Here is a 20,720-nt window from a genome sequence, read left to right as displayed (position 1 = left end):
GGGGCCCCGCCCCGGAGACGATCATCCCGGCTTTCCGTGACGGAGGGCCCCGCCGGCCGCGGCTCGCCACCGCAGCGGCATCCACGCTAGAGACCGATGACCAAGATTACTGCCCTGCGCGTGCTGGACGTACGCTTCCCCACTTCGCAATCGCTGGATGGTTCGGACGCCATGAATCCGGACCCGGATTATTCCGCCGCCTACGTCATCCTCGATACCGACAATGAGCAACTGAAGGGCCACGGCCTGACCTTCACCATCGGCCGTGGCAACGAGATCTGCTGTGCCGCCATCCGCGCCATGGAGCACCTGGTGGTGGGCCTGGAGCTGGACTGGATTGCCGCCGACATGGGCCGCTTCTGGCGCCACGTCACCTCCGACAGCCAGCTGCGCTGGATCGGCCCGGACAAGGGCGCCATCCACCTGGCCACCGGCGCGGTGGTCAATGCCGCCTGGGACCTGTGGGCCAAGGCTGCGGGCAAGCCGGTGTGGAAACTGGTGGCCGAGATGTCGCCCGAGGAACTGGTGCGTACCATCGACTTCCGCTACATCACCGATTGCATCACCCCGGACGAAGCGCTGGCCCTGCTGCGCGAAAAGGAGGCCGGCAAGGCCGAACGCCTGCGGATCCTGGAGCAGGAAGGCTATCCCTGCTACACCACCTCGGCCGGCTGGCTGGGCTATGACGATGCCAAGCTGCGCCGCCTGTGCCAGGAAGCCATCGACCAGGGCTTCAACTACGTCAAGCTCAAGGTCGGCCGCGACCTCGAAGACGACAAGCGCCGCGTGCGCATCGCCCGCGAAGTGCTGGGCCCTGGCCGCAACCTGATGATCGATGCCAACCAGGTATGGGAAGTGGACCAGGCCATCGACTGGGTCAACGAGCTGGCCTTCGCGCAACCCTGGTTCATTGAGGAGCCGACCAGTCCGGATGACGTGGAAGGCCACCGCAAGATCCGCGCAGGCATCGGCGCGGTCAAGGTCGCCACCGGCGAGATGTGCCAGAACCGCGTGCTGTTCAAGCAGTTCATTATGCGCGATGCCATCGACGTGGTGCAGATCGATTCCTGCCGCCTCGGTGGCGTCAATGAGATCCTGGCCGTCATGCTGATGGCCGCCAAATACGGCAAGGTGGTCTGCCCGCATGCCGGTGGCGTGGGCCTGTGCGAGTATGTGCAGCACCTGTCGATGATCGACTACCTGTGCATTTCCGGCAGCAAGGAAGGGCGCGTGACCGAATACGTGGATCACCTGCACGAACACTTCGTGGATCCCTGCGTGATCCGCAATGCCGCCTACATGCCGCCTGCCTTGCCGGGATTTTCGATCGAAATGAAGCCCGCTTCCCTGGAGCAGTACCGCTTCCGGGGCTGAGGCCGGCTCCCCCATCACAAGATGAACGAAAACGGAGACTGATGTGGATTTGAACCTGCAAGACAAGGTCGTCATCGTGACCGGCGGCGCCTCCGGCATCGGTGGCGCGATCAGCCTGCAACTGGCTGCCGAAGGCGCGATACCGGTGGTGTTTGCGCGCAGCGAACCGGACCCGCAGTTCTGGGCCCGCCTGACCGGCGTGCAGCCGCGCGCCGCCCTGTTCCAGCTGGAATTGCAGGACGAAGCGCGCTGTGGCGAGGCGGTCGCCGAGACGGTGCGCCGCTTCGGGCGGCTCGATGGCCTGGTCAACAATGCCGGCGTCAATGACAGCGTGGGCCTGGAGGCCGGCCGCAATGAATTCGTGGCGTCGCTGGAGCGCAATCTCATCCATTACTACGTGATGGCGCATTACTGCGTGCCGCACCTGAAGGCCACGCGCGGTTCCATCCTCAATGTCTCTTCCAAGACCGCCCTGACCGGCCAGGGCAATACCAGCGGCTATTGCGCCTCCAAGGGGGCGCAACTGTCGCTCACGCGCGAATGGGCTGCGGCCTTGCGCGAGGATGGCGTGCGCGTCAACGCCCTGATTCCCGCCGAAGTGATGACCCCGCTCTACGAGAAATGGATCGCCACCTTCGAGAATCCGCAGGAGAAGCTCGATGCCATCACCAGCAAGATCCCGCTGGGCAAGCGCTTCACCACCTCCGAAGAAATGGCGGACATGGCGGTATTCCTGCTCTCGGGCCGCTCCTCCCATACCACCGGGCAATGGGTCTTCGTCGATGGCGGCTATACCCATCTCGACCGCGCGCTGACCTGAGGCCGCCATGCGTACCGTACTGGCCCTCGACCTCAAGGATGATCCGGCCCTCATCGCCGAGTATGAGCGGCATCACCAGCGCATCTGGCCCGAGATTGCGGATCACCTGCGCCGCCAGGGCGTGACCGGCATGGAGATCTACCGCCTGGGCACGCGCATGATGATGGTGATGGAAACCGATGACAGCGTCTTCGACGCCGCTGCCATGGCGGCCGCAAGCGAAAGCGACCCCAAGGTGCGGGCGTGGGAAGAGCTGATGTGGCGCTTCCAGGCGCCCACGCCGTGGACCCCGGCCGGACAGAAGTGGGTGCCGATGACGCGCATCTTCGATCTGGGCGCGCAGGAAGATTAAGTTTTCAGTGTCGCAAAGTTTAGACTTTGCAAATCGCTTTCTAAGTTTTTCGCAAGGCGGTACAGTAGGAAGCAGGCAGTCAACGCAGTCCCCCAACAGCAGCGAACGAAGAGTCGCGCAGACGATGGCCATGGTCCCGCCCAGGCCGGCAATGCATCCGCATCCGAGGTGAGCATGCAACAAGAACACGAGACAACAGCCCGCGCAGGAGCGACGGCAGCGGCTACACCGCTGATTCTCCTGCGCAATGTCAGCAAGCGCTTTCCCGGCGTGCTGGCGCTGGACAATTGCCAGTTCGAACTGGTGGCCGGTGAAGTCCACGCCCTGATGGGCGAGAACGGCGCCGGCAAATCCACGCTGATGAAGATCCTCTCCGGCGTCTACCAGCGCGACAGCGGCGACATCCTGCTCGACGGCAAGCCGGTGGAAATCGCCGAGCCGCGCCAGGCGCAGGCGCTGGGCATCGGCATCATCCATCAGGAATTGAACCTGATGAACCACCTGTCAGCGGCGCAGAACATCTTCATCGGCCGCGAGCCGCGCAAGGGCTTCGGCCTCATCATCGACGAAGAACAACTGAATCGCCAGGCTGCGGCCATCTTCGCGCGCATGCGGCTGGACATGGATCCGCGCACGCCGGTGGGCGAGCTCACCGTGGCGCGCCAGCAGATGGTGGAGATCGCCAAGGCGCTCTCCTTCGATTCGCGCGTACTGATCATGGATGAGCCGACCGCGGCCCTGAACAACGCCGAAATCGCCGAGCTGTTCCGCATCATCCGCGACCTGCAGGCCGAGGGCGTGGGCATCGTCTACATCTCCCACAAGATGGACGAGCTGCGCCAGATCGCCGATCGCGTCAGCGTCATGCGCGATGGCAAGTACATCGCTACCGTCCCCATGCAGGGCACCTCCATGGACACCATCATCTCCATGATGGTGGGCCGCGCGCTCGATGGCGAGCAACGCATGCCGCCCGATACATCCGGCAACGAGGTCGTGCTGGAGGTGCGCGGGCTCAATCGCGGCCGCGCCATCCGTGACGTCAGCTTCCAATTGCGGCGGGGCGAAATCCTCGGTTTTGCCGGCCTCATGGGCGCGGGTCGCACCGAGGTGGCGCGCGCCATCTTCGGTGCCGATCCGCTGGAGTCGGGCGAGATCATCATCCACGGCGGCAAGGCCGTGATCCGCCAGCCGGCCGATGCAGTGGCGCATGGCATCGGCTACCTGTCGGAAGACCGCAAGCATTTCGGGTTGGCCGTGGGCATGGACGTGCAGGCCAACATCGCGCTCTCCAGCATGGGCCGCTTCACCAAGGCCGGCTTCATGGACCAGCGCGCCATCCGCGAAGTGGCACAGGGCTACGTGCGCCAGCTGGCCATCAAGACCCCCTCGGTGGAGCAGCAGGCGCGCCTGCTCTCGGGCGGCAACCAGCAGAAGATCGTGATTGCCAAGTGGCTGCTGCGCGACTGCGACATCCTGTTCTTCGATGAGCCCACGCGCGGCATCGACATCGGTGCCAAGAGCGAGATCTACAAGCTGCTCGATGCCCTGGCCGAACAGGGCAAGGCCATCGTGATGATTTCCTCCGAGCTGCCCGAGGTGCTGCGCATGAGCCACCGCATCCTGGTCATGTGCGAGGGCCGCGTCACGGGTGAACTGGCACGTGCCGACGCCACCCAGGAAAACATCATGCAACTGGCCACGCAGCGCGAATCGGCCGTGGCGCAATAAGCCGCAAGCCACAGGCCACAAGTCACAAGCAACACCGGGCCCCAAGACCTGACAAGAGAGACACACCGATCATGGCAAACCAAATCCACTCCGCCCCTTCCGCATCCACCATGGCCAATACCGCTTCCCCCTCGGGCCTACGCGCCCGCTTCTTCAATCCGGCGGCGCGCCAGAAGCTGCTGGCCTTTGCCAGCCTGCTGCTGATGATCCTGTTCTTCAGCTTCGCCTCGCCCAACTTCATGGAGGTGGACAACCTGGTCAGCATCCTGCAGTCCACCGCCGTCAACGGCGTGCTGGCCATTGCCTGCACCTACGTCATCATCACGTCCGGCATCGACCTGTCGGTGGGCACCATGATGACCTTCTGTGCCGTCATGGCCGGTGTGGTGCTGACCAACTGGGGCATGCCGCTGCCGCTGGGCATTGCGGCGGCGATCTTCTTCGGCGCGCTCTCAGGCTGGATCTCCGGCATGGTGATCGCCAAGCTGAAGGTGCCGCCCTTCATTGCCACGCTGGGCATGATGATGCTGTTGAAGGGCCTGTCGCTGGTGATCTCCGGTACGCGCCCGATCTACTTCAACGATACCGAGGGCTTCTCGGCCATCGCCCAGGATTCGTTGATCGGCGAGCTCATTCCCTCGCTGCCCATTCCCAATGCGGTGCTGATCCTGTTCATCGTCGCCATCGCGGCCTCGGTCATCCTCAACAAGACGGTGTTCGGACGCTATACCTTTGCCCTGGGCAGCAACGAGGAAGCGCTGCGCCTGTCGGGCGTGAAGGTGGATTTCTGGAAGGTCGCGGTCTATACCTTCTCGGGCGCCATCTGCGGCATCGCCGGTCTCATCATCGCCTCCCGCCTCAATTCGGCCCAGCCCGCGCTGGGGCAGGGCTACGAGCTCGATGCGATTGCCGCCGTAGTGATCGGCGGGACCTCGCTCTCGGGCGGCACCGGCACCATCCTGGGGACCATCATCGGTGCTTTCATCATGAGCGTGCTGGTCAATGGCCTGCGCATCATGTCGGTGGCGCAGGAGTGGCAGACGGTGGTGACCGGCGTCATCATCATCCTGGCCGTGTACCTGGACATCCTGCGCCGCCGCCGCCGTGCATGACATGATTTCCCTGTAGTAATGCAAGCCCCGCCGGAAGCGCCATTTCCGGCACTCCATCATCGATAACAAAAGGAGACGTACCGTGTTCAAGAACAAGTTACTGGCCGCTGCCCTGGGCCTGGCCTTCGCTGTCGGCACTTCGGCTGCGCACGCGCAGGAAGTGTATGTGCCGCTCATTTCCAAGGGCTTCCAGCACCAGTTCTGGCAGGCAGTCAAAGCCGGTGCCGACCAGGCCGGCCGCGATCTGAAGGTGAAGGTCACCTTCGAAGGTCCGGAAACCGAGGCCATGGTCGACAAGCAGATCGACATGCTCTCTGCCGCCCTGGCCAAGAAGCCGCAAGCCATCGGTTTTGCCGCCCTGGACAGCAAGGCCGCCATCCCCCTGCTGAAGAAGGCGCAAGCCGCCAAGATTCCGGTGGTCGCTTTTGACTCGGGCGTGGACAGCGACATCCCCGTGACCACCGCCACGACCGACAACCGTGCCGCTGCGGCGCTGGCCGCCGACAAGATGGCCGAACTGATCGGCAAGGAAGGCGAAGTGGCCGTGGTGGCCCACGACCAGACCAGCCGTACCGGTGTGGATCGCCGCGATGGCTTCCTGGAGCGCATCAAGGCCAACTATCCCAAGATCAAGGTGGTCAGCGTGCAATATGGCGCGGGTGACCAGTTGAAGTCGACCGAAGTCACCAAGTCCATCCTGCAGGCCTATCCCAAGATCAAGGGTGTCTTCGGCACCAACGAAGGTTCGGCCATCGGTGTGGTCAATGGCGTCAAGGAGATGAAGCGCAAGATCATCATCATCGGCTATGACTCCGGCAAGCAGCAGAAGGATGCCATCCGTGAAGGCGTGATGGCGGGTGCCATCACCCAGAACCCGGTGGGCATCGGCTACAAGACCGTGGAAGCGGCGGTCAAGGCGATCAAGGGCGAGAAGTTGCCCAAGGTCATCGATACCGGCTTCTACTGGTACGACAAGAGCAACATCGACGATCCCAAGATCAAGGAAGTGCTGTACGACTGATCCCGTCTGGCATCCTGCGGTTTCCCCGGCACGGTCCGGGGAAATCCTTAAGTTTTTCGTTTCCCGTTTCTAAGTTTTCGTCCAGAAAAAACTAAGGGATGCGGAAACGCTTCATTCTCCTCCTCCCTCCCGAGACTGCGCCATGAAACCCCTCCGTATCGACGCCCATCAGCACTTTTGGCGCTATCGCGCCGACGACTATCCCTGGATCGGAAAGGGCATGGAATTGCTGGCCTGTGATCGCCTGCCGGGACAGCTGCATCCGGTGCTCGATGCTGAAGGGCTGCATGCGTCGATCGCCGTGCAGGCCCGCGCCGGGCGCGAGGAGACCGGTTTCCTGCTGGACCTGGCCCGGGCCGATCGCCGCATTGCCGGGGTGGTGGGCTGGGAAGACCTGTCCTCGCCGCACCTGGCGGCCAATGTGGCCCAATGGGGACGCGACAAGCTGGTGGGCTTTCGCCACCAGGTCCAGGACGAAGCCGACGTCACCGCCTTCCTGGAGGCGCCGGCCTTCAATGCCGGCATCAAGTGGCTGCAGCAGCAGGGGCTGGTCTATGACGTGCTGGTCCATGCCAGGCAGATGGCCGAGGTGCAGGCCTTCTGTGCCCGCCATGACGCCCACTGGCTGGTGCTGGATCACCTGGGCAAGCCGGCCCTGGCTGACTTCGGGCGCAGTGAAGCTTCTTTCAATGAATGGAAACGCCAGTTGCGCGCCTTGGCCGCCATGCCGCATGTGGCCTGCAAGCTGTCGGGACTGGTCACCGAGGCGGACTGGTTGCGCGGATTGCGGCAGAAGGATTACGACAATATCGCCCTGTGCCTGGACACGGCGCTGGAAGCCTTCGGCCCGCAACGCCTGATGTTTGGATCGGACTGGCCGGTATGCCTGCTGGCCGCTTCCTATGCCAAGGTGGCGGGCGTGGTCCGCGAGTGGGCGGCCACGCGGCTGTCGGCGGCCGAGCAGGAGCAGCTGTGGGGGACGACTGCGGTGCGCTGCTACGGTCTGTAAGTCATGCGGGGCAGGCGCCGCCGTTGAGCGGGCGGCACCCTGCCTTACTTCGTGAAGCCGTTGAAGGCCACGTGCAACATGTGTTTCACGATTTCTTCATTGTTCATCTTGCTGAACTTCTGCAGGTAATCCACCGCCGGGTCACAGGTGCGTGCGTAGTAGCTGTACAACACCACATCACTGGGCAGGGCGGCATCGAGCTCGCCATTCTTCTGCGCCTCCTTCACCAGCTTTTCCAGTTGCCCGTTGAGCTTGAGCACACGCATGACGTATTTCACGTTGCGCATGAGCATCTCGCGCACATGCGCGCTGGTGGAGGGCAGGAAGGGCAGACCTCCTTCCAGGCGCACCCGCAGCGCCCATTCCAGCATCGCTTCGAGCTTGCCGCGCGGGCTGGCGATGTCCTCCAGCTGCGCCAGCTGGTCAATGGCGCCATCGATGAGACGCAGCATGGTCTCGCCAACCAGCTCTTCCTTGGACTTGAAATGCTTGTACAGGCTGGGTTTGGAGATGCCCACTGCACCGGCCACGTCGTCCATGGTCATCAGGTCATAGCCCTTGCTGCCCAGGACGGTCGTGGCGGCATCCAGGATGGCGTTCTCCCGTAATTTGAAGGCTTGGTCCTTGAAGCTCAGTTTGCCGAAAATACTCATTGGTAGTTTAAGTTACTAATTAGTAGATTTTATTTTTATTTGGTAGTAATCTTAGCACCTAAATCAAGGATGAGAAGCAAATAAGCGGCGCCGGTGGCCAAAAAGCCCCACAGCAAGCGCCGCCCCGGGTCACCAAACGCAGCACGGGCCAGCAGGGCGGGAGAACATTCCCAAGGACTGGCAACGGCAGAACTTCAATAACAAAGACAGAGGCGGGCAAGTTTTCATGAATCCAAACGCAGCAGCCAACGGGCAGGGCAGCCAACAGCGCATCGCCGTCATCGGCGCCGGCATTTCCGGGCTGGCCAGCGCCTACCTGCTGGCACGCAAGCACCAGGTGGTGCTGTTCGAGTCTGCGCCCACGCTGGGCGGCCATGCCAATACGGTGGACATCGCGCCGGAGGGCGTGCCGTTTCCGGTCGATACCGGTTTCCTGGTCTTCAACGACTGGACCTATCCCAACCTGATTGCGCTGTTCGAGGAACTGAAGGTCGATACCTACGATACCGACATGTCTTTCGGGGTGTCGATGGATGAAGGCAGCTTCGAATGGGCCGGCACCAACCTCGATACCGTTTTCGCCCAGCGCAAGCGCTTGCTGCAACCCGCCTTCCTGGGGATGCTGCGCGACATCCTGCGTTTCAACCGTGCGGCCCATGCCAACCTGGCGGCCTGTGAGGGGCGCCCGATCAGCTTGCGCCATTTGCTGGAGGAGGGCGGCTATGGCGTCCTCTTCGGGGATGCCTACCTGATCCCGATGGCGGCGGCGATCTGGTCCAGTTCGCCCTCGGACATCCTCGATTTCCCGGCAGCGACCTTCCTGCGCTTCTGCATCAACCACGGCCTGCTGCAGGTCAACAACCGGCCGCGCTGGCGCACGGTGCGCGGCGGTTCGCGTGAGTACGTGCGCCGCATCGCCGCCACCCTCGACGATGTCCGCCTGGGCAGCCGCCTCACCAGTGTCACCCGCAACGAGCAGGGAGTGCTGGTGCGCAGCGGCGGCGCCGAGCCGCGCGAAGAACAGTTCGATGCCGTGGTCTTCGCCACCCACGCACCGCAGACCCTGGCCCTGCTGCAAGACGCCACCATCGAAGAACATCAGGTGCTCTCGGCCGTGCGTTACCAGGCCAATACCGCCTGGCTGCACAGCGATGTTTCGCTCATGCCGCACCTGGACAAGGTCTGGTCGGCCTGGAATTACCTCGGTTCGCGCCACAGCGACGGCAGCCGCGCCGTGTGCGTGAGCTATTGGCTCAACCGCCTGCAGGACTTGCCCTGCAAGACCGACATCGTCCTCACCTTGAATCCGCCGCAGTCGCCCAATCCGGCTACCGTGATGGGACGTTTCGACTACGAGCATCCGGTGTTTGACCAGCCCGCCATCGACGCCCAGCGCCGCCTGCCGGAGATCCAGGGCAAGCACCGTGCATGGTTCGCCGGTGCGTGGACCGGTTACGGTTTCCATGAAGATGGCCTGAAGTCGGCCTTGCGTGTCATCCAGGACTTCGGCGTGACGCCGCATTGGGCCGCGCTATGAACACGTCGCCGACCGCCCGCACCGACGCGCCCGCGCTGTTGTTGAGCGGGCAGGTGATGCACCAGCGCCTGCGTCCGGTGCTGCACAAGTTCGTCTATCCGGTGTTCTGCGTGCGCCTCGATCTTGCGCGCCTCCATCAAGCCGGCAACGCCTGGTTCGGGGTGGATCGCCGCCGCCTGATGTGCGTGCGTACACGCGACTATGGTCCGCGCGATGGCAGCGACCTGGCTGCCTGGGTACGTGGCCACCTGCAACAGGCGGGCCTGCCGCATGACGGTGCCATCTGGCTGCAGACCTTTCCGCGCCTGTTCGGCTTCGTCTTCAATCCGGTCAGTTTCTTCCTGTGCCATGACGGCGCGGGCCAGCTGCGTGCGGTACTGGCGGAGGTCAACAACACCTTTGGCGAGACCCAGCACTATTTGCTCTCGGCGCCGGATGAGGGCGCCATCGACGAGCACACGCGGCTGGTGTGCAACAAGCTGATGCACGTCTCGCCCTTCTGCGAAGTACGCGGTTTCTATCGTTTCCGCTTCCGCGACCAGGCACGGCGTGCGGAGGCTGGCGGCAACACCGCCTTCGTCGGCATCGATTATTACGACCACGGCCACCCGTCGGAAGTCGCGCAGGGCTTGCAACCCCTGATGCGCACCTCGGTGGGCGGCCACCTGCATCCCCTGACCGCGGCCACGGCCTTCGGCGCGCTGTGTGCCCAGCCGCTGCTGACCCTGGGTGTGGTCGCCCGTATCCACTGGCAGGCCTTGCTGTTGTGGCGCAAGCGCGTGCCCTGGTTCAGCAAGCCCGAGCGCGTCGCCGCCACAGGACCTTCTTCTGGAAAGGAAACCCTATCGTGAACAACAGCCCCGCACTGCAGACTACCGGCCGCCGTGCCGGCCCGATTTCGGCCCGCCTGTTCCTGGCGATGCTGGAACGCCTCAATCACGGCCATCTTGAACTGATCACGCCGCATGGCACCACGCTGACCTTCGGCGACCTGCGCCAGCCGCCCAGCGCGCAACTGCGCATCCTCGACTGGCGTGCCTGCGGTGCCATCCTGCGTGCCGGCGACATCGGCTTCGGTGAAGCCTACGGCAATGGCTGGGTGGAGACGCCCGACCTGGCCGCGCTGCTGCGCCTGGCCATGCGCAACCGCGCGATGCTCTCCAGCGCGGTCGAAGGCGGACGCCTGGCCTCGCTGTGGTATCGCCTGCGCCACCTGCTGCGCTCCAACACGCGCAGCGGCAGCCGCCGCAATATCCATGCGCACTACGACCTGGGCAACGATTTCTATCGCCTGTGGCTGGACCCGACGATGACCTATTCGTCGGCCATTTTCACCGAACCCTGCCAGAGCCTGGCCTCGGCACAGGCCGCCAAGTACCAGCGCATCGTCGACCAGCTCGGCCTGCGTGCCGGCGACCGCGTGCTGGAAATCGGCTGCGGCTGGGGCGGCTTTGCCGAACATGCGGCGCGCCTGGGCATCCGCGTGCATGGCGTGACGATCTCGCCGGCGCAACTGGCCTTCGGCCAGGAGCGCATGCGCCACCAGCAGCTCGATCATCTGGCCCATCTGGAACTGTGCGACTACCGCGATCTGGACGGGCAATACGATGCCATCGTGTCCATCGAGATGTTCGAAGCCGTCGGCGAGCGCTTCTGGCAAACGTATTTCGATACGGTCTCGGCGCGCCTGAAACCCGGTGGCCACGCCCTGATCCAGTCGATCACCATCGATGAAGCCGTGTTCGAACGCTATCGCGACAGTGCCGACTTCATTCGTGAATTCATTTTCCCCGGCGGCATGCTGCCCAGCCATGAGCGCTTCTCGCGCTGCGCCCAGCGTGCCGGGCTGGCCACGCGCGACCGTTTCCATTTCGGCCGTGATTACGCCGAAACCCTGCGCCGCTGGAATGACGCTTTCCTGGCCCAGCGCGAGACCATCGCCGCGCAAGGTTTCGATGAGCGCTTCCGCCGCCTGTGGCAGCTGTATTACGTGTTCTGCGAAGTGGGCTTCGATGAAGGCCAGACCGATGTCGTGCAATTCCTCTTGCACAAGGAGTGAGTCATGGATGCCAAACTGATGCGTACGGGCCTGCCCGCGCGCCTGTGGAAGGGAATCGTGCTGGCGCTGCTGGCGCTGGCACTGGGCGGCTGTGCCTCGCAGAAATTGTCGGACTACGCCAGCAAGACGCCGGTGTTCGATCCGGCGGTGTTCTTCAAGGGGCGCACCGAAGCCTGGGGCATGTTCCAGAAGCGCGGTGGCGAAGTGGCACGACGCTTCCATGTGGTCGTGACCGGTACCGTGGAGGGCAATACGCTGACCCTGGACGAACGATTCCGCTATGACGATGGCGAAACCCAGACACGCGTCTGGACCCTGGTACGCCAGGGCGACAACAGCTGGCGCGGCCGTGCCGGCGATGTCATCGGCGAGGCCATCGGCCAGACCGCCGGCAATGCGCTGCACTGGAATTACACGCTGCTGCTGCCGGTCAATGACAAGCAATACGAAGTCCAGATGGATGACTGGATGTACCAGATGGATGAACGTACCCTCATCAACCGCACCAGCATGAGCAAGTTCGGTGTGGAAGTGGGCCAGGTCACGCTGTTCTTCCGCAAGGAGGGCGTATGAATACCCAGTCCAAGCCCCTGGCCAAGGAGGCCGCCGGCACCGCCGACGAGCGCGTCCCGATTTCTCGCCCGGCCGTGTTGTTTGGTCCGATGAACCAACCGGTCAGTGACCTGCGTGGCCTGCGCATCTGGCTGGTCGGTGCCTCCAGCGGCATCGGTGCCGAGCTGGCGCGCCAGGCGCTGCAGGCGGGTGCCCGCGTGGCCTTGTCGGCGCGCCGTGCCGACGTGCTGCAAGAGGTGGCGGCGGCCCACAAGAATGCCTTCATCGCACCACTGGATGTGCTCTGCCACGATGCCTGGCGCGACCAGCATGCCCGCATCGTGGAAGCCTTCGGCGGCATCGACCTGCTGGTGTTCTGTGCGGCCAAGTATCGCCCCGAGCGCACCTGGGAAGTCCAGGAAGACGAAGCCGAACATACCTTGCGCACCAACGTCGCCAGCGTCTATTCGGCACTCGGTGCGGCGCTGCCCGACATGCTGGCGCGTGGCAGCGGCGGCATTGCGCTGGTGGCCAGCGTGGCCGGTTATGTGGGGCTGCCGGGGGCGACCGTGTATGGTCCCGGCAAGGCGGCATTGATCAATCTTGCGGAAATTCTTTATAGCGATTTGCGGCCCAAGGGATTGAACGTGTACCTGATCAATCCGGGCTTCGTGAAGACCGACCTGACCGACAAGAACGACTTTCCCATGCCGGCCATCCAGACGCCGCAGCAGGCGGCCACCGCGATCTGGCGCGGGATCTCCGAAGGCCGCTTCGAGATCCACTTCCCGCGGCGCTTCACGGCTTGGTTGAAGATCCTGCGGCTGCTGCCGTTCCGGCTACGCTTCATGCTGTTCCAGCGCTTCATGCTGAGCTGACCATGCAGCATCTTGACCGCTTGCTGGACTGGTATGGCGCGCTGGACCCTGGCAGCCTGGAACGGATTGGTGAATTTTATTCACAAGAGGCCCTGTTCAAGGATCCCTTCAACGACATCAAGGGCCTGCGTTCCATCCGCGCCATCTTTGCGCACATGTTCGAGACCACCGAAGATCCGCGCTTCGTGATCCTGGAGCGCATGGGGCAGGGGCAGCAGGCCTTCGCTACCTGGCGTTTCGAGTTTCGTCTCAAGGGACGTTTCTACACCGTGCTCGGGGCCACGCATTTCCGCTTCGATGCAGCGGGGCTGGTCACCGAGCATCGCGATTACTGGGATGCGGCTGAAGAGCTGTGGCAGAAGTTGCCGGTCATTGGTGCGCCGGTGAAGTGGTTGCGGGGGAAGTTCAGGGCCACCCCCTACTGATCCGGTCGGACATCAATCAATCATCAATCGGTCGTGCTCGGCGTCCAGAATGCCTGCTTCACCGCCGGCAAGGCCAGCAAGCGTTCCACCAGGGCATCGAGTTCATCGCCATCCACGGAGGTCGCCGCCAGGGTGGCTTCCATCTCGACTTCATCTTCCGTAAAGGGCCGCACGTTCAGTCCATGCGTAGGATGGCGGCTCTGCTCCAGCATGTCGGTGACGGCGGTCAGCACGCGCTTCTGGTGTGCACTCTCCACGATCAGGTGGATGGTGTTGGTCACTTCCACCGAAGGCACATCCAGCGGCTTGCGGTTGATGGTGTTGACCACCGGGCGCAGCAGGGTGTTGGCGGCCAGCACGAAGAGGGTGGCCAGGATCGCTTCCAGGATCAGGTCCGCCCCCGCCGCTGCTCCCACTGCGGCCGAGCCCCACAAGGTGGCGGCGGTATTGATGCCGCGCACGTTGCCTTCTTCGCGCATGATCGCGCCCGCGCCCAGGAAGCCCACGCCCGACACCACATAAGCCACCACATGCACCGCCCCTTCGTGACCGCCCATGCGATTGGCCATGTCGACGAAGACCGCCGCGCCCAGGGCCACCAGCACATTGGTGCGCAGGCCGGCGGTACGTTGCCGGTACTGGCGTTCCAGCCCGATCAGGCCACCCAGGATGAAGGCGGCGGTCAGGCTGATGGAGGTATCGAGCAGGGATTCGAGATTGATGTTGGCGATGATTTGCATGGGACTTCCGCTACGTTCATGGGGCCGCACGAGGGCCGGGCTGCGCAATGGTGCGCGATGATGCCCCAGAAATGCAACAGGGACATGACAAATTCCGGATCACCCATTGTGCTTCTCGTCCCCTGCACGCGGCATCGACACGCACTACAATCGCCAATCCCGCGCAGGACGTCATGATTTCCCGTGCGGCAAGATCACTTATCCACAAGGAGTTTCCATGAGCAGCAAAGTAGCCCTGATCACCGCCGCCGGCAGCGGCATGGGTGCCGCCGCCGCGCGCCGCCTGGCGGCCGATGGCTTCCAGGTCGGCATCCTGTCTTCCTCCGGCCGTGGCGAGGCGCTGGCCGCCGAGCTGGGCGGCATCGGCGTGACCGGCTCGAACCAGTCAGTGGAGGACCTGCAGAAGCTGGTCGACCAGGCCGTGGCCCGCTGGGGCCGCGTGGACGTGCTGGTCAACAGCGCCGGCCATGGTCCGCGTGCGCCCATCCTCGACATCACCGACGAAGACTGGCACCGCGGCATGGATACCTACCTGCTCAACGTCATCCGTCCCACACGCCTGGTGACGCCGCTGATGCAGTCGCAGGGTGGCGGCTCCATCATCAACATCTCCTCGGCCTGGGCTTTCGAGCCCTCCGACATGTTCCCGACCTCAGCCGTATTTCGTGCCGGGCTGGCCGCGTTCACCAAGCTCTTCGCCGACAAGTACGCACCGGAAAACATCCGCATCAACAACGTCCTGCCCGGCTGGATCGACAGCCTGCCGCAGCGTGAGGAACGCCGCGCCGGCGTGCCCATGCAGCGCTATGGCACCAGCGAGGAAGTGGCCGCGACCATCGCCTTCCTCGCTTCCACCGGTGCGGGCTACATCACCGGACAGAACATCAAGGTCGATGGCGGACTGATGCGTTCGGTGTAATACAGCCAACCTGACCCCGTACGACGGCCCTGCCTTGCAGGGCCGTTTTGCTGCCGTGCAGTGTATTTCATTCTCCGAGCCTTTTTGCGCAAAAAAGTATCAGTCCTGCTTCGCTGGTGATGTAGAAGCCGCAGCCAGAGGGGCACTAAGATGCAGTACATGAAGAAAACTGACAACAGCGATTTGTCAGTTTCAATAAGGAAAATGCTCTCGATTGAGAGGAGACACGATGCAGCCCGACCTGGAACTGGTCCATATCCGCAAGGGCGAATCCTTTGCGGCATGGATGCACGGCTACCCCTTCCGTACCGTGCGCTGGCACTACCATCCGGAGTACGAGATCCACCTCGTGGTGGCGACTTCGGGACGTTTCTACGTCGGTGACCACATCGGCGACTTCGCGCCGGGCCAGCTGGTGATGACCGGCCCCAATCTTCCGCAGAACTGGATCTCCGACATCGGCCGCGATGAGGTGGTCCCAGTGCGCTCGCTGGTGATCCAGTTCCCCGAGCAGCTGGTGGATCAATGCGCCGCCAGCATTCCCGAGATGGAAGCCATCATGCCGCTGCTCGAACGCAGCCATCGCGGACTGCTGTTCGATGCCGCCACCAGCGACACGGTACGCCCGCTGATGCAGCGCCTGATCGACCAGCGCGGCCTGAAGCGGCTCGCCCTGTTCTGGGAAATCCTCGACGTGCTGGCCAATTCGCCCGAGCCGGAAGTGCTGGCCAGCCTCTCCTACAAGCTGGACCTGTCGGGCGTGAACAGCAGCGGTCTCAACCGCGCCATCGCCTACCTGCGCGAACACCTCACCGATGACATCGGCGAACAGGACCTGGCCGACATGGTGGGGCAGAACCTGAGCACCTTCTCGCGCGCCTTCAAGCGCCACACCGGGACTACGCTGGTGCGCTACAAGAACCAGCTGCGCGTGGACCTGGCCTGCCTGGCGCTGCTCAACAACCCGGAAGCGCGCATCACCGACATCTGCTACGAGACCGGGTTTTCCAATCTCTCCAACTTCAACCGGCACTTCCAGAAGATCAAGGGCATGTCGCCTTCGGAGTTCCGCAATACCTTCGCCAGCAATGGCCTCTTTGCCGCGACCGGATAGCGTCGGCCGCTTGCCGTAAATAATTTAAATCATTTAAATCATTTCCTTGTCAGGGAAACCGCATTCAGGAAAGCCCCCGCTTTCCGGAACAGGACAGGTGTTGCCTGTCACTTCGCAACGAGCATGCCGGGCAATCCCGTCATCAAGCACACGACCAACAACAATGGAGACTGCAATGAAGAAAGCACTGACCGCACTGGCCCTGTCCACCGCCACGCTGGTGGCGTTCACCGCGCCGGCAGGCGCCCAGGAACTGTCCAAGCTCAAGATCGGCATGAGCTTCCAGGAAATGAACAACCCGTATTTCGTCTCGATGAAAAAGGCCCTGGATGATGCGGCCAAGTCCTTCGGTGCCAAGGTCATCGTCACCGATGCCGCCCACAACGTGGCCAAGCAGATCGCCGACATCGAAGACATGCTGCAGCAGAACATCGACATCCTGCTCATCAACCCGACCGACTCCGCTGGCGTGGAAGCGGCAGTGAAAGCGGCCAAGGCGCGCAACGTGATCGTGGTGGCGGTCGATGCCAATGCCTCCGGTCCGGTGGACATGTTCGTCGGTTCCAAGAACAAGGACGCCGGTTACCAATCCTGCCGTGCGCTGGCTGATGCCATCGGCGGCAAGGGTGAAGTGGCGATCCTCGACGGCATCCCCGTGGTGCCCATCCTGCAGCGCGTGGAAGGCTGCAAGCAGGCCCTGGGCGAATACAAGGACATCAAGCTGGTGGCCACCCAGAACGGCCGTCAGGACCGCTCGGTGGCGCTGGGCGTGGTGGAGAACATGATCCAGTCGCGTCCCAACCTCAAGGGCATCTTCTCCGTCAATGACGGCGGTGCGATGGGCGCGCTGGCCGCCATCCAGGGCAGCGGCAAGGACATCAAGCTGACCTCGGTGGATGGTGCTCCGGAAGCCGTCAAAGCCATTGCCGATGGCGGCCCCTTCATCGAAACCACCGCGCAATTCCCGCGCGACCAGGTGCGCGTGGGCCTGGCCATGGCGCTGGCCAAGAAGTGGGGCGCACGCGTGGTGCCCAAGGAAGTGCCCATCGACGTCATGCCGGTGACCAAGAAGAACGCGGCCGGCTTCAGCTGGTAAGCCGCTGGCGCGGCAGCCCTGGGTTGCCGCGCCTCCCTTTCCCTTGATGGAGGCAGCCATGCTCCAACTGACTGGTATCAAGAAGAACTTCGGCCCGGTGACGGTGCTGCGCGGCGTGGACCTGCAGGTGCGCGCCGGTGAGGTGCACGCGCTGTTGGGCGAGAACGGCGCGGGCAAGTCCACCCTGATGAAGATCCTGTGCGGCATCGTCACGCCCGATGGCGGCGAAATCCGCATCGATGGCCAGGCCTGCCGTTTTGCCAGCTATCACGAGGCCATCGCCGCCGGTGTCGGTGTGGTGTTCCAGGAATTCTCGCTGATTCCTTACCTGGATGCGGTGGACAACATGTTCCTGGCACGCGAGCTGCGCAGCTCCTTCGGCCTGCTGCAGCGTGCGGCCATGAAGCGCCGCGCGGCGCAGATCATCGCGCAGCTGGGTGTGGAGATTCCGCTGGATGTGCCGGTGTGCAAGCTCTCGGTGGCGCAGCAGCAGTTCGTCGAGATTGCCAAGGCACTGGCGCTCGATGCCCGCCTGCTGGTGCTGGATGAGCCGACCGCGACCCTCACGCCCGGTGAGGTCGAGCACCTGTTCAAGGTGATGCGCGGCCTGCGTGAGCAGGGCGTGGCGATCATCTTCATCTCGCACCATCTGGAAGAAATCTTCGAGATCTGTGACCGCATCACCGTCCTGCGCGATGGCGCCTACATCGGCACCTGTGCTGTCAGCGAAGTGGACCAGTCGCGCCTGGTGGAGATGATGGTGGGGCGGCGCATCGAGAACTGCTTCCCGCCCAAGGCCGCGGCCGCCCCCGAAAGCGATGTGGTGCTGGAGGTGGAGGCCTTGCAGCTCAAGCGCAATGGCCCGGTATCGCGCTTCCGGTTGCGGCGCGGCGAAATCCTGGGCTTTGCCGGCCTGGTCGGCTCGGGCCGCACCGAGACCGTGCTGGCCATGCTGGGCGCGCATCCGGCGGTGCAATGCAAGCTCTCCATGCGCGGTGTGCCGTTGCGCTTTACCGATCCGGCACAAGCCCTGCAAGCGGGGATCGGCCTGCTCCCGGAAAGCCGCAAGGAGCAGGGGCTCATTACAAGCTTTCCGATCCTGCACAACATCTCGCTGAACAATTACGGCAAGTATCGCGCGGCGGGCCTGTTCCTGGATCGCCGCCGTGAAGCCGAAGCGACGCGCATCGCCATGCAGCGCGTACGCGTGAAGGCGCCTGATGCCCAGGCGCGGGTCGATACCCTGTCCGGCGGCAACCAGCAGAAGGTGGTGATCGCGCGCTGGATCAATCACAACATGCAGGTGCTGATCTTCGATGAACCGACACGCGGCATCGATGTGGGCGCCAAGGCCGAGATTTACCAGCTCATGCGCGAATTCACCGCGCAGGGCTATTCCATCATCATGATTTCTTCCGAGTTGCCGGAGGTGGTCGGCATGTCCGACCGGGTCTGCGTCTTCAAGGGCGGCGGCATCGTGGCCACCGTCGAAGGCGATGCCGTCACCGCCGAAGAGATCATGACCCATGCCACCACCGGGAGACTCCACCATGCAGCATGACGCAAATACCCTGGGCAACGCCCCCGTGCGCGCCTCTTCGCAGGCGCGCTGGCGCGCCCTGATCCATTCACCGCTGGCACTGCCGCTGGCCGGGCTGGTCGTGGTCTCGCTCCTGATGGGGCTGGCTTCGGACAATTTCTTCACCGTCTCCAACTGGCTCAACGTGCTGCGCCAGGTGTCCATCGTCGGCATCCTCGCTGTGGGCATGACTTTCGTCATCCTCACGGGCGGCATCGATCTGTCGGTGGGTGCGGCCATGGCATTGGCCGGCACCTTGTCGGCCGGGCTGATCGTCAACAGCGGCCTGCCTGCACCGCTGGCATTGCTGGCCGGGGTGGCGCTGGCGGTAGGCATCGGCCTGCTCAACGGCGCGCTGGTGGCGTGGGGGCGCATGCCGGCCATCATCGTCACGCTGGCCACCATGGGCGTGGCGCGCGGGGTCGGGCTGATCTACTCGGGAGGCTATCCGATCTCGGGCCTGCCCGGCTGGATCTCGTGGTTCGGCGTGGGCCGCATCGGCATGATCCCGGTGCCGGTGATCCTGATGCTGGTGGTCTACGCACTGGCCTGGGTGCTGCTGCAGCGCACGCCCTTTGGTCGCCACGTCTATGCCATCGGCGGCAATGAGATGGCGGCGCGGTTGTCGGGCGTAAAGACCACGCGCATCAAGCTGGCGGTGTATGCGATTTCCGGTTTCACCTCGGGCCTGGCCGCCATCATCCTCACGGGCCGCCTGATGTCGGGCCAGCCCAATGCGGGCGTGGGCTTTGAGCTCGATGCGATTGCCGCCGTGGTGCTCGGCGGTACCGCCATCGCCGGTGGACGCGGGCTGGTGGTCGGTACGCTCATTGGTGCGGTGCTGCTGGGCATCCTCAACAATGGCCTGAACCTGATGGGCATCAATCCCTACCTGCAGGACATCATTCGCGGCGTGATCATCCTGCTGGCCATCTATATCGCCCGGGAATGGCGCTGAGCTTTTCCATTCCTTTTTTTCATACTCAATTTCATTCACAAGGAGACAGAACATGACCCAATCTCTCGATGGCAAGATCGCCGTCATCACCGGTGCCGCCTCCGGCATCGGCCTGGCCACCACCGAAAAGCTGCTGGCCAATGGCGTGACCGTGGTGATGGTGGACTGGAACGCCAAGGCCCTGGACGAACTGGCCGCACGGCTGGGTCCGCAAGCGATCCCCCAGGTGACCAACCTGCTGGACGCCGACAACTGCGCGGCGATGGTGCCGGAGATCCTGGCCAAGGTCGACCACATCGACATCCTCTACTGCAATGCCGGTACCTACATCGGCGGCGAGCTGGTCGATACCACGCCCGAGGCCATCGACAAGATGCTCAACCTCAACGTCAATGCGGTGATGAAGAACGTGCATGCCGTGGCGCCGCACATGATCGCGCGCAAGACCGGCGACATCATCGTCACCTGCTCGGTGGCCGGGCATTTCCCGACTTACTGGGAGCCGGTCTATGCGGGTTCCAAATGGGCCATCACCTGCTTCGTGCAGACCATGCGACGCCAGATGATTCCCCATGGCGTGCGCGTCGGCCAGGTCTCGCCCGGCCCGGTGATCTCGGCACTGCTGGCCGACTGGCCGGAAGAGAACCTGCGCCTGGCCAAGGAATCGGGCAGCCTGATCGAGCCCTCGGAAGTGGCCGATGCGGTCGAGTACATGCTGACCCGCAACCGCAACGTGACCATCCGCGATATGCTCGTGCTCCCCACCAATTTCGATCGCGTGTGAGTCAGTC

At 63.5% G+C, this 20,720-nt stretch carries 21 protein-coding genes; 19 read left to right on the top strand and 2 right to left on the bottom strand.

Features of this window, described 5'->3' with window-relative positions:
- Positions 1-96 precede the first annotated feature (96 nt).
- The 7 genes from CEJ45_RS12025 (at position 97) to CEJ45_RS11995 (ending at position 7,419) form a co-directional block, all read left to right on the top strand.
- On the top strand, positions 97-1,374 hold the full coding sequence (locus tag CEJ45_RS12025; protein WP_088755341.1) for an L-fuconate dehydratase: 1,278 nt from the start codon (positions 97-99) through the stop codon (positions 1,372-1,374).
- A gap of 43 nt (positions 1,375-1,417) precedes the next feature.
- Positions 1,418-2,194, top strand: coding sequence for an SDR family oxidoreductase (locus CEJ45_RS12020; protein ID WP_088755340.1), 777 nt, complete (start codon positions 1,418-1,420; stop codon positions 2,192-2,194).
- A gap of 7 nt (positions 2,195-2,201) precedes the next feature.
- Complete coding sequence (locus CEJ45_RS12015) at positions 2,202-2,546, top strand: L-rhamnose mutarotase (protein ID WP_088755339.1); 345 nt, start codon at positions 2,202-2,204, stop codon at positions 2,544-2,546.
- Between the two features lie 174 nt (positions 2,547-2,720).
- Positions 2,721-4,277: a sugar ABC transporter ATP-binding protein gene (locus CEJ45_RS12010; RefSeq protein ID WP_088755338.1), complete on the top strand. Its 1,557-nt coding sequence runs from the start codon at positions 2,721-2,723 to the stop codon at positions 4,275-4,277.
- Between the two features lie 71 nt (positions 4,278-4,348).
- The gene (locus CEJ45_RS12005; RefSeq protein ID WP_088755337.1) at positions 4,349-5,389 is read left to right on the top strand and encodes an ABC transporter permease; all 1,041 of its coding nucleotides are present in this window, start codon (positions 4,349-4,351) and stop codon (positions 5,387-5,389) included.
- A gap of 82 nt (positions 5,390-5,471) precedes the next feature.
- Positions 5,472-6,410, top strand: a complete 939-nt coding sequence (locus CEJ45_RS12000) for an ABC transporter substrate-binding protein (protein WP_088755336.1) — start codon at positions 5,472-5,474, stop codon at positions 6,408-6,410.
- Between the two features lie 142 nt (positions 6,411-6,552).
- Entirely contained in the window at positions 6,553-7,419 is an 867-nt protein-coding gene (locus tag CEJ45_RS11995) for an L-fucono-1,5-lactonase (protein WP_088755335.1), read from the top strand.
- A gap of 44 nt (positions 7,420-7,463) precedes the next feature.
- On the opposite strand, the gene CEJ45_RS11990 is transcribed toward CEJ45_RS11995, so the two are convergent.
- Positions 7,464-8,072: a TetR/AcrR family transcriptional regulator gene (locus CEJ45_RS11990; protein WP_088755334.1), complete on the bottom strand. Its 609-nt coding sequence runs from the start codon at positions 8,070-8,072 to the stop codon at positions 7,464-7,466.
- Between the two features lie 226 nt (positions 8,073-8,298).
- On the opposite strand from CEJ45_RS11990, the gene CEJ45_RS11985 reads away from it, so the two are divergent.
- The 6 genes from CEJ45_RS11985 to CEJ45_RS11960 are packed head-to-tail and all read left to right on the top strand — an operon-like array spanning position 8,299 to position 13,523.
- A complete protein-coding gene (locus CEJ45_RS11985) occupies positions 8,299-9,609 on the top strand; it encodes an NAD(P)/FAD-dependent oxidoreductase (protein WP_088755333.1) in 1,311 nt (436 codons plus the stop codon).
- Positions 9,606-10,460, top strand: coding sequence for a DUF1365 domain-containing protein (locus tag CEJ45_RS11980; RefSeq protein WP_088755332.1), 855 nt, complete (start codon positions 9,606-9,608; stop codon positions 10,458-10,460). Before CEJ45_RS11985 ends, CEJ45_RS11980 begins: the two co-directional genes overlap by 4 nt.
- Positions 10,457-11,668, top strand: coding sequence for an SAM-dependent methyltransferase (locus CEJ45_RS11975; protein WP_088755331.1), 1,212 nt, complete (start codon positions 10,457-10,459; stop codon positions 11,666-11,668). The genes CEJ45_RS11980 and CEJ45_RS11975 overlap by 4 nt, the downstream gene beginning before the upstream one ends.
- Positions 11,669-11,671: 3 nt before the next feature.
- Positions 11,672-12,241, top strand: coding sequence for a DUF3833 domain-containing protein (locus CEJ45_RS11970; RefSeq protein WP_088755330.1), 570 nt, complete (start codon positions 11,672-11,674; stop codon positions 12,239-12,241).
- Positions 12,238-13,098, top strand: coding sequence for an SDR family NAD(P)-dependent oxidoreductase (locus CEJ45_RS11965; protein ID WP_088755329.1), 861 nt, complete (start codon positions 12,238-12,240; stop codon positions 13,096-13,098). Before CEJ45_RS11970 ends, CEJ45_RS11965 begins: the two co-directional genes overlap by 4 nt.
- A gap of 2 nt (positions 13,099-13,100) precedes the next feature.
- Positions 13,101-13,523: a nuclear transport factor 2 family protein gene (locus CEJ45_RS11960; protein ID WP_088755328.1), complete on the top strand. Its 423-nt coding sequence runs from the start codon at positions 13,101-13,103 to the stop codon at positions 13,521-13,523.
- Positions 13,524-13,546: 23 nt separating this feature from the next.
- Here CEJ45_RS11960 and CEJ45_RS11955 read toward each other — a convergent pair whose 3' ends face one another.
- A complete protein-coding gene (locus tag CEJ45_RS11955) occupies positions 13,547-14,263 on the bottom strand; it encodes an MgtC/SapB family protein (RefSeq protein ID WP_088755327.1) in 717 nt (238 codons plus the stop codon).
- 217 nt (positions 14,264-14,480) lie between these two features.
- On the opposite strand from CEJ45_RS11955, the gene CEJ45_RS11950 reads away from it, so the two are divergent.
- From CEJ45_RS11950 to CEJ45_RS11925, 6 genes are all read left to right on the top strand, one after another.
- Positions 14,481-15,182 carry an SDR family oxidoreductase gene (locus CEJ45_RS11950; protein WP_088755326.1) on the top strand — a complete coding sequence of 234 codons (702 nt, stop codon included), beginning with the start codon at positions 14,481-14,483 and terminating at the stop codon, positions 15,180-15,182.
- Positions 15,183-15,411: 229 nt separating this feature from the next.
- Positions 15,412-16,296, top strand: coding sequence for an AraC family transcriptional regulator (locus CEJ45_RS11945; protein WP_034340275.1), 885 nt, complete (start codon positions 15,412-15,414; stop codon positions 16,294-16,296).
- A gap of 175 nt (positions 16,297-16,471) precedes the next feature.
- Positions 16,472-17,392, top strand: a complete 921-nt coding sequence (locus CEJ45_RS11940; RefSeq protein ID WP_088755325.1) for an ABC transporter substrate-binding protein — start codon at positions 16,472-16,474, stop codon at positions 17,390-17,392.
- Positions 17,393-17,450: 58 nt separating this feature from the next.
- On the top strand, positions 17,451-18,953 hold the full coding sequence (locus tag CEJ45_RS11935) for a sugar ABC transporter ATP-binding protein (RefSeq protein WP_088755324.1): 1,503 nt from the start codon (positions 17,451-17,453) through the stop codon (positions 18,951-18,953).
- Positions 18,943-19,929 (top strand): ABC transporter permease, encoded by a 987-nt coding sequence (locus CEJ45_RS11930; protein ID WP_206601748.1) that lies wholly within the window; start codon positions 18,943-18,945, stop codon positions 19,927-19,929. The genes CEJ45_RS11935 and CEJ45_RS11930 overlap by 11 nt, the downstream gene beginning before the upstream one ends.
- A gap of 52 nt (positions 19,930-19,981) precedes the next feature.
- The gene (locus tag CEJ45_RS11925) at positions 19,982-20,713 is read left to right on the top strand and encodes an SDR family oxidoreductase (protein WP_088755323.1); all 732 of its coding nucleotides are present in this window, start codon (positions 19,982-19,984) and stop codon (positions 20,711-20,713) included.
- The last annotated feature ends 7 nt before the right edge of the window (positions 20,714-20,720 follow it).

This window comes from Herbaspirillum aquaticum, from assembly GCF_002213425.1.
GTDB lineage: Bacteria > Pseudomonadota > Gammaproteobacteria > Burkholderiales > Burkholderiaceae_D > Herbaspirillum > Herbaspirillum aquaticum.
Note: the sequence above shows the minus strand (reverse complement) of the source record. Positions and strands in the feature narration are given on the sequence as shown.

What these genes read in the sequence shown, in the direction of transcription:
- CEJ45_RS12025 (WP_088755341.1), top strand. Translation starts at nt 97, where the DNA reads ATGACCAAGATTACTGCCCTGCGCGTGCTGGACGTACGCTTCCCCACT.
- CEJ45_RS12015 (WP_088755339.1), top strand. Translation starts at nt 2,202, where the DNA reads ATGCGTACCGTACTGGCCCTCGACCTCAAGGATGATCCGGCCCTCATC.
- CEJ45_RS12010 (WP_088755338.1), top strand. Translation starts at nt 2,721, where the DNA reads ATGCAACAAGAACACGAGACAACAGCCCGCGCAGGAGCGACGGCAGCG.
- CEJ45_RS12005 (WP_088755337.1), top strand. Translation starts at nt 4,349, where the DNA reads ATGGCAAACCAAATCCACTCCGCCCCTTCCGCATCCACCATGGCCAAT.
- CEJ45_RS11995 (WP_088755335.1), top strand. Translation starts at nt 6,553, where the DNA reads ATGAAACCCCTCCGTATCGACGCCCATCAGCACTTTTGGCGCTATCGC.
- CEJ45_RS11990 (WP_088755334.1), bottom strand. Translation starts at nt 8,072, where the DNA reads ATGAGTATTTTCGGCAAACTGAGCTTCAAGGACCAAGCCTTCAAATTA.
- CEJ45_RS11985 (WP_088755333.1), top strand. Translation starts at nt 8,299, where the DNA reads ATGAATCCAAACGCAGCAGCCAACGGGCAGGGCAGCCAACAGCGCATC.
- CEJ45_RS11980 (WP_088755332.1), top strand. Translation starts at nt 9,606, where the DNA reads ATGAACACGTCGCCGACCGCCCGCACCGACGCGCCCGCGCTGTTGTTG.
- CEJ45_RS11970 (WP_088755330.1), top strand. Translation starts at nt 11,672, where the DNA reads ATGGATGCCAAACTGATGCGTACGGGCCTGCCCGCGCGCCTGTGGAAG.
- CEJ45_RS11965 (WP_088755329.1), top strand. Translation starts at nt 12,238, where the DNA reads ATGAATACCCAGTCCAAGCCCCTGGCCAAGGAGGCCGCCGGCACCGCC.
- CEJ45_RS11960 (WP_088755328.1), top strand. Translation starts at nt 13,101, where the DNA reads ATGCAGCATCTTGACCGCTTGCTGGACTGGTATGGCGCGCTGGACCCT.
- CEJ45_RS11955 (WP_088755327.1), bottom strand. Translation starts at nt 14,263, where the DNA reads ATGCAAATCATCGCCAACATCAATCTCGAATCCCTGCTCGATACCTCC.
- CEJ45_RS11950 (WP_088755326.1), top strand. Translation starts at nt 14,481, where the DNA reads ATGAGCAGCAAAGTAGCCCTGATCACCGCCGCCGGCAGCGGCATGGGT.
- CEJ45_RS11945 (WP_034340275.1), top strand. Translation starts at nt 15,412, where the DNA reads ATGCAGCCCGACCTGGAACTGGTCCATATCCGCAAGGGCGAATCCTTT.
- CEJ45_RS11940 (WP_088755325.1), top strand. Translation starts at nt 16,472, where the DNA reads ATGAAGAAAGCACTGACCGCACTGGCCCTGTCCACCGCCACGCTGGTG.
- CEJ45_RS11935 (WP_088755324.1), top strand. Translation starts at nt 17,451, where the DNA reads ATGCTCCAACTGACTGGTATCAAGAAGAACTTCGGCCCGGTGACGGTG.
- CEJ45_RS11930 (WP_206601748.1), top strand. Translation starts at nt 18,943, where the DNA reads ATGCAGCATGACGCAAATACCCTGGGCAACGCCCCCGTGCGCGCCTCT.
- CEJ45_RS11925 (WP_088755323.1), top strand. Translation starts at nt 19,982, where the DNA reads ATGACCCAATCTCTCGATGGCAAGATCGCCGTCATCACCGGTGCCGCC.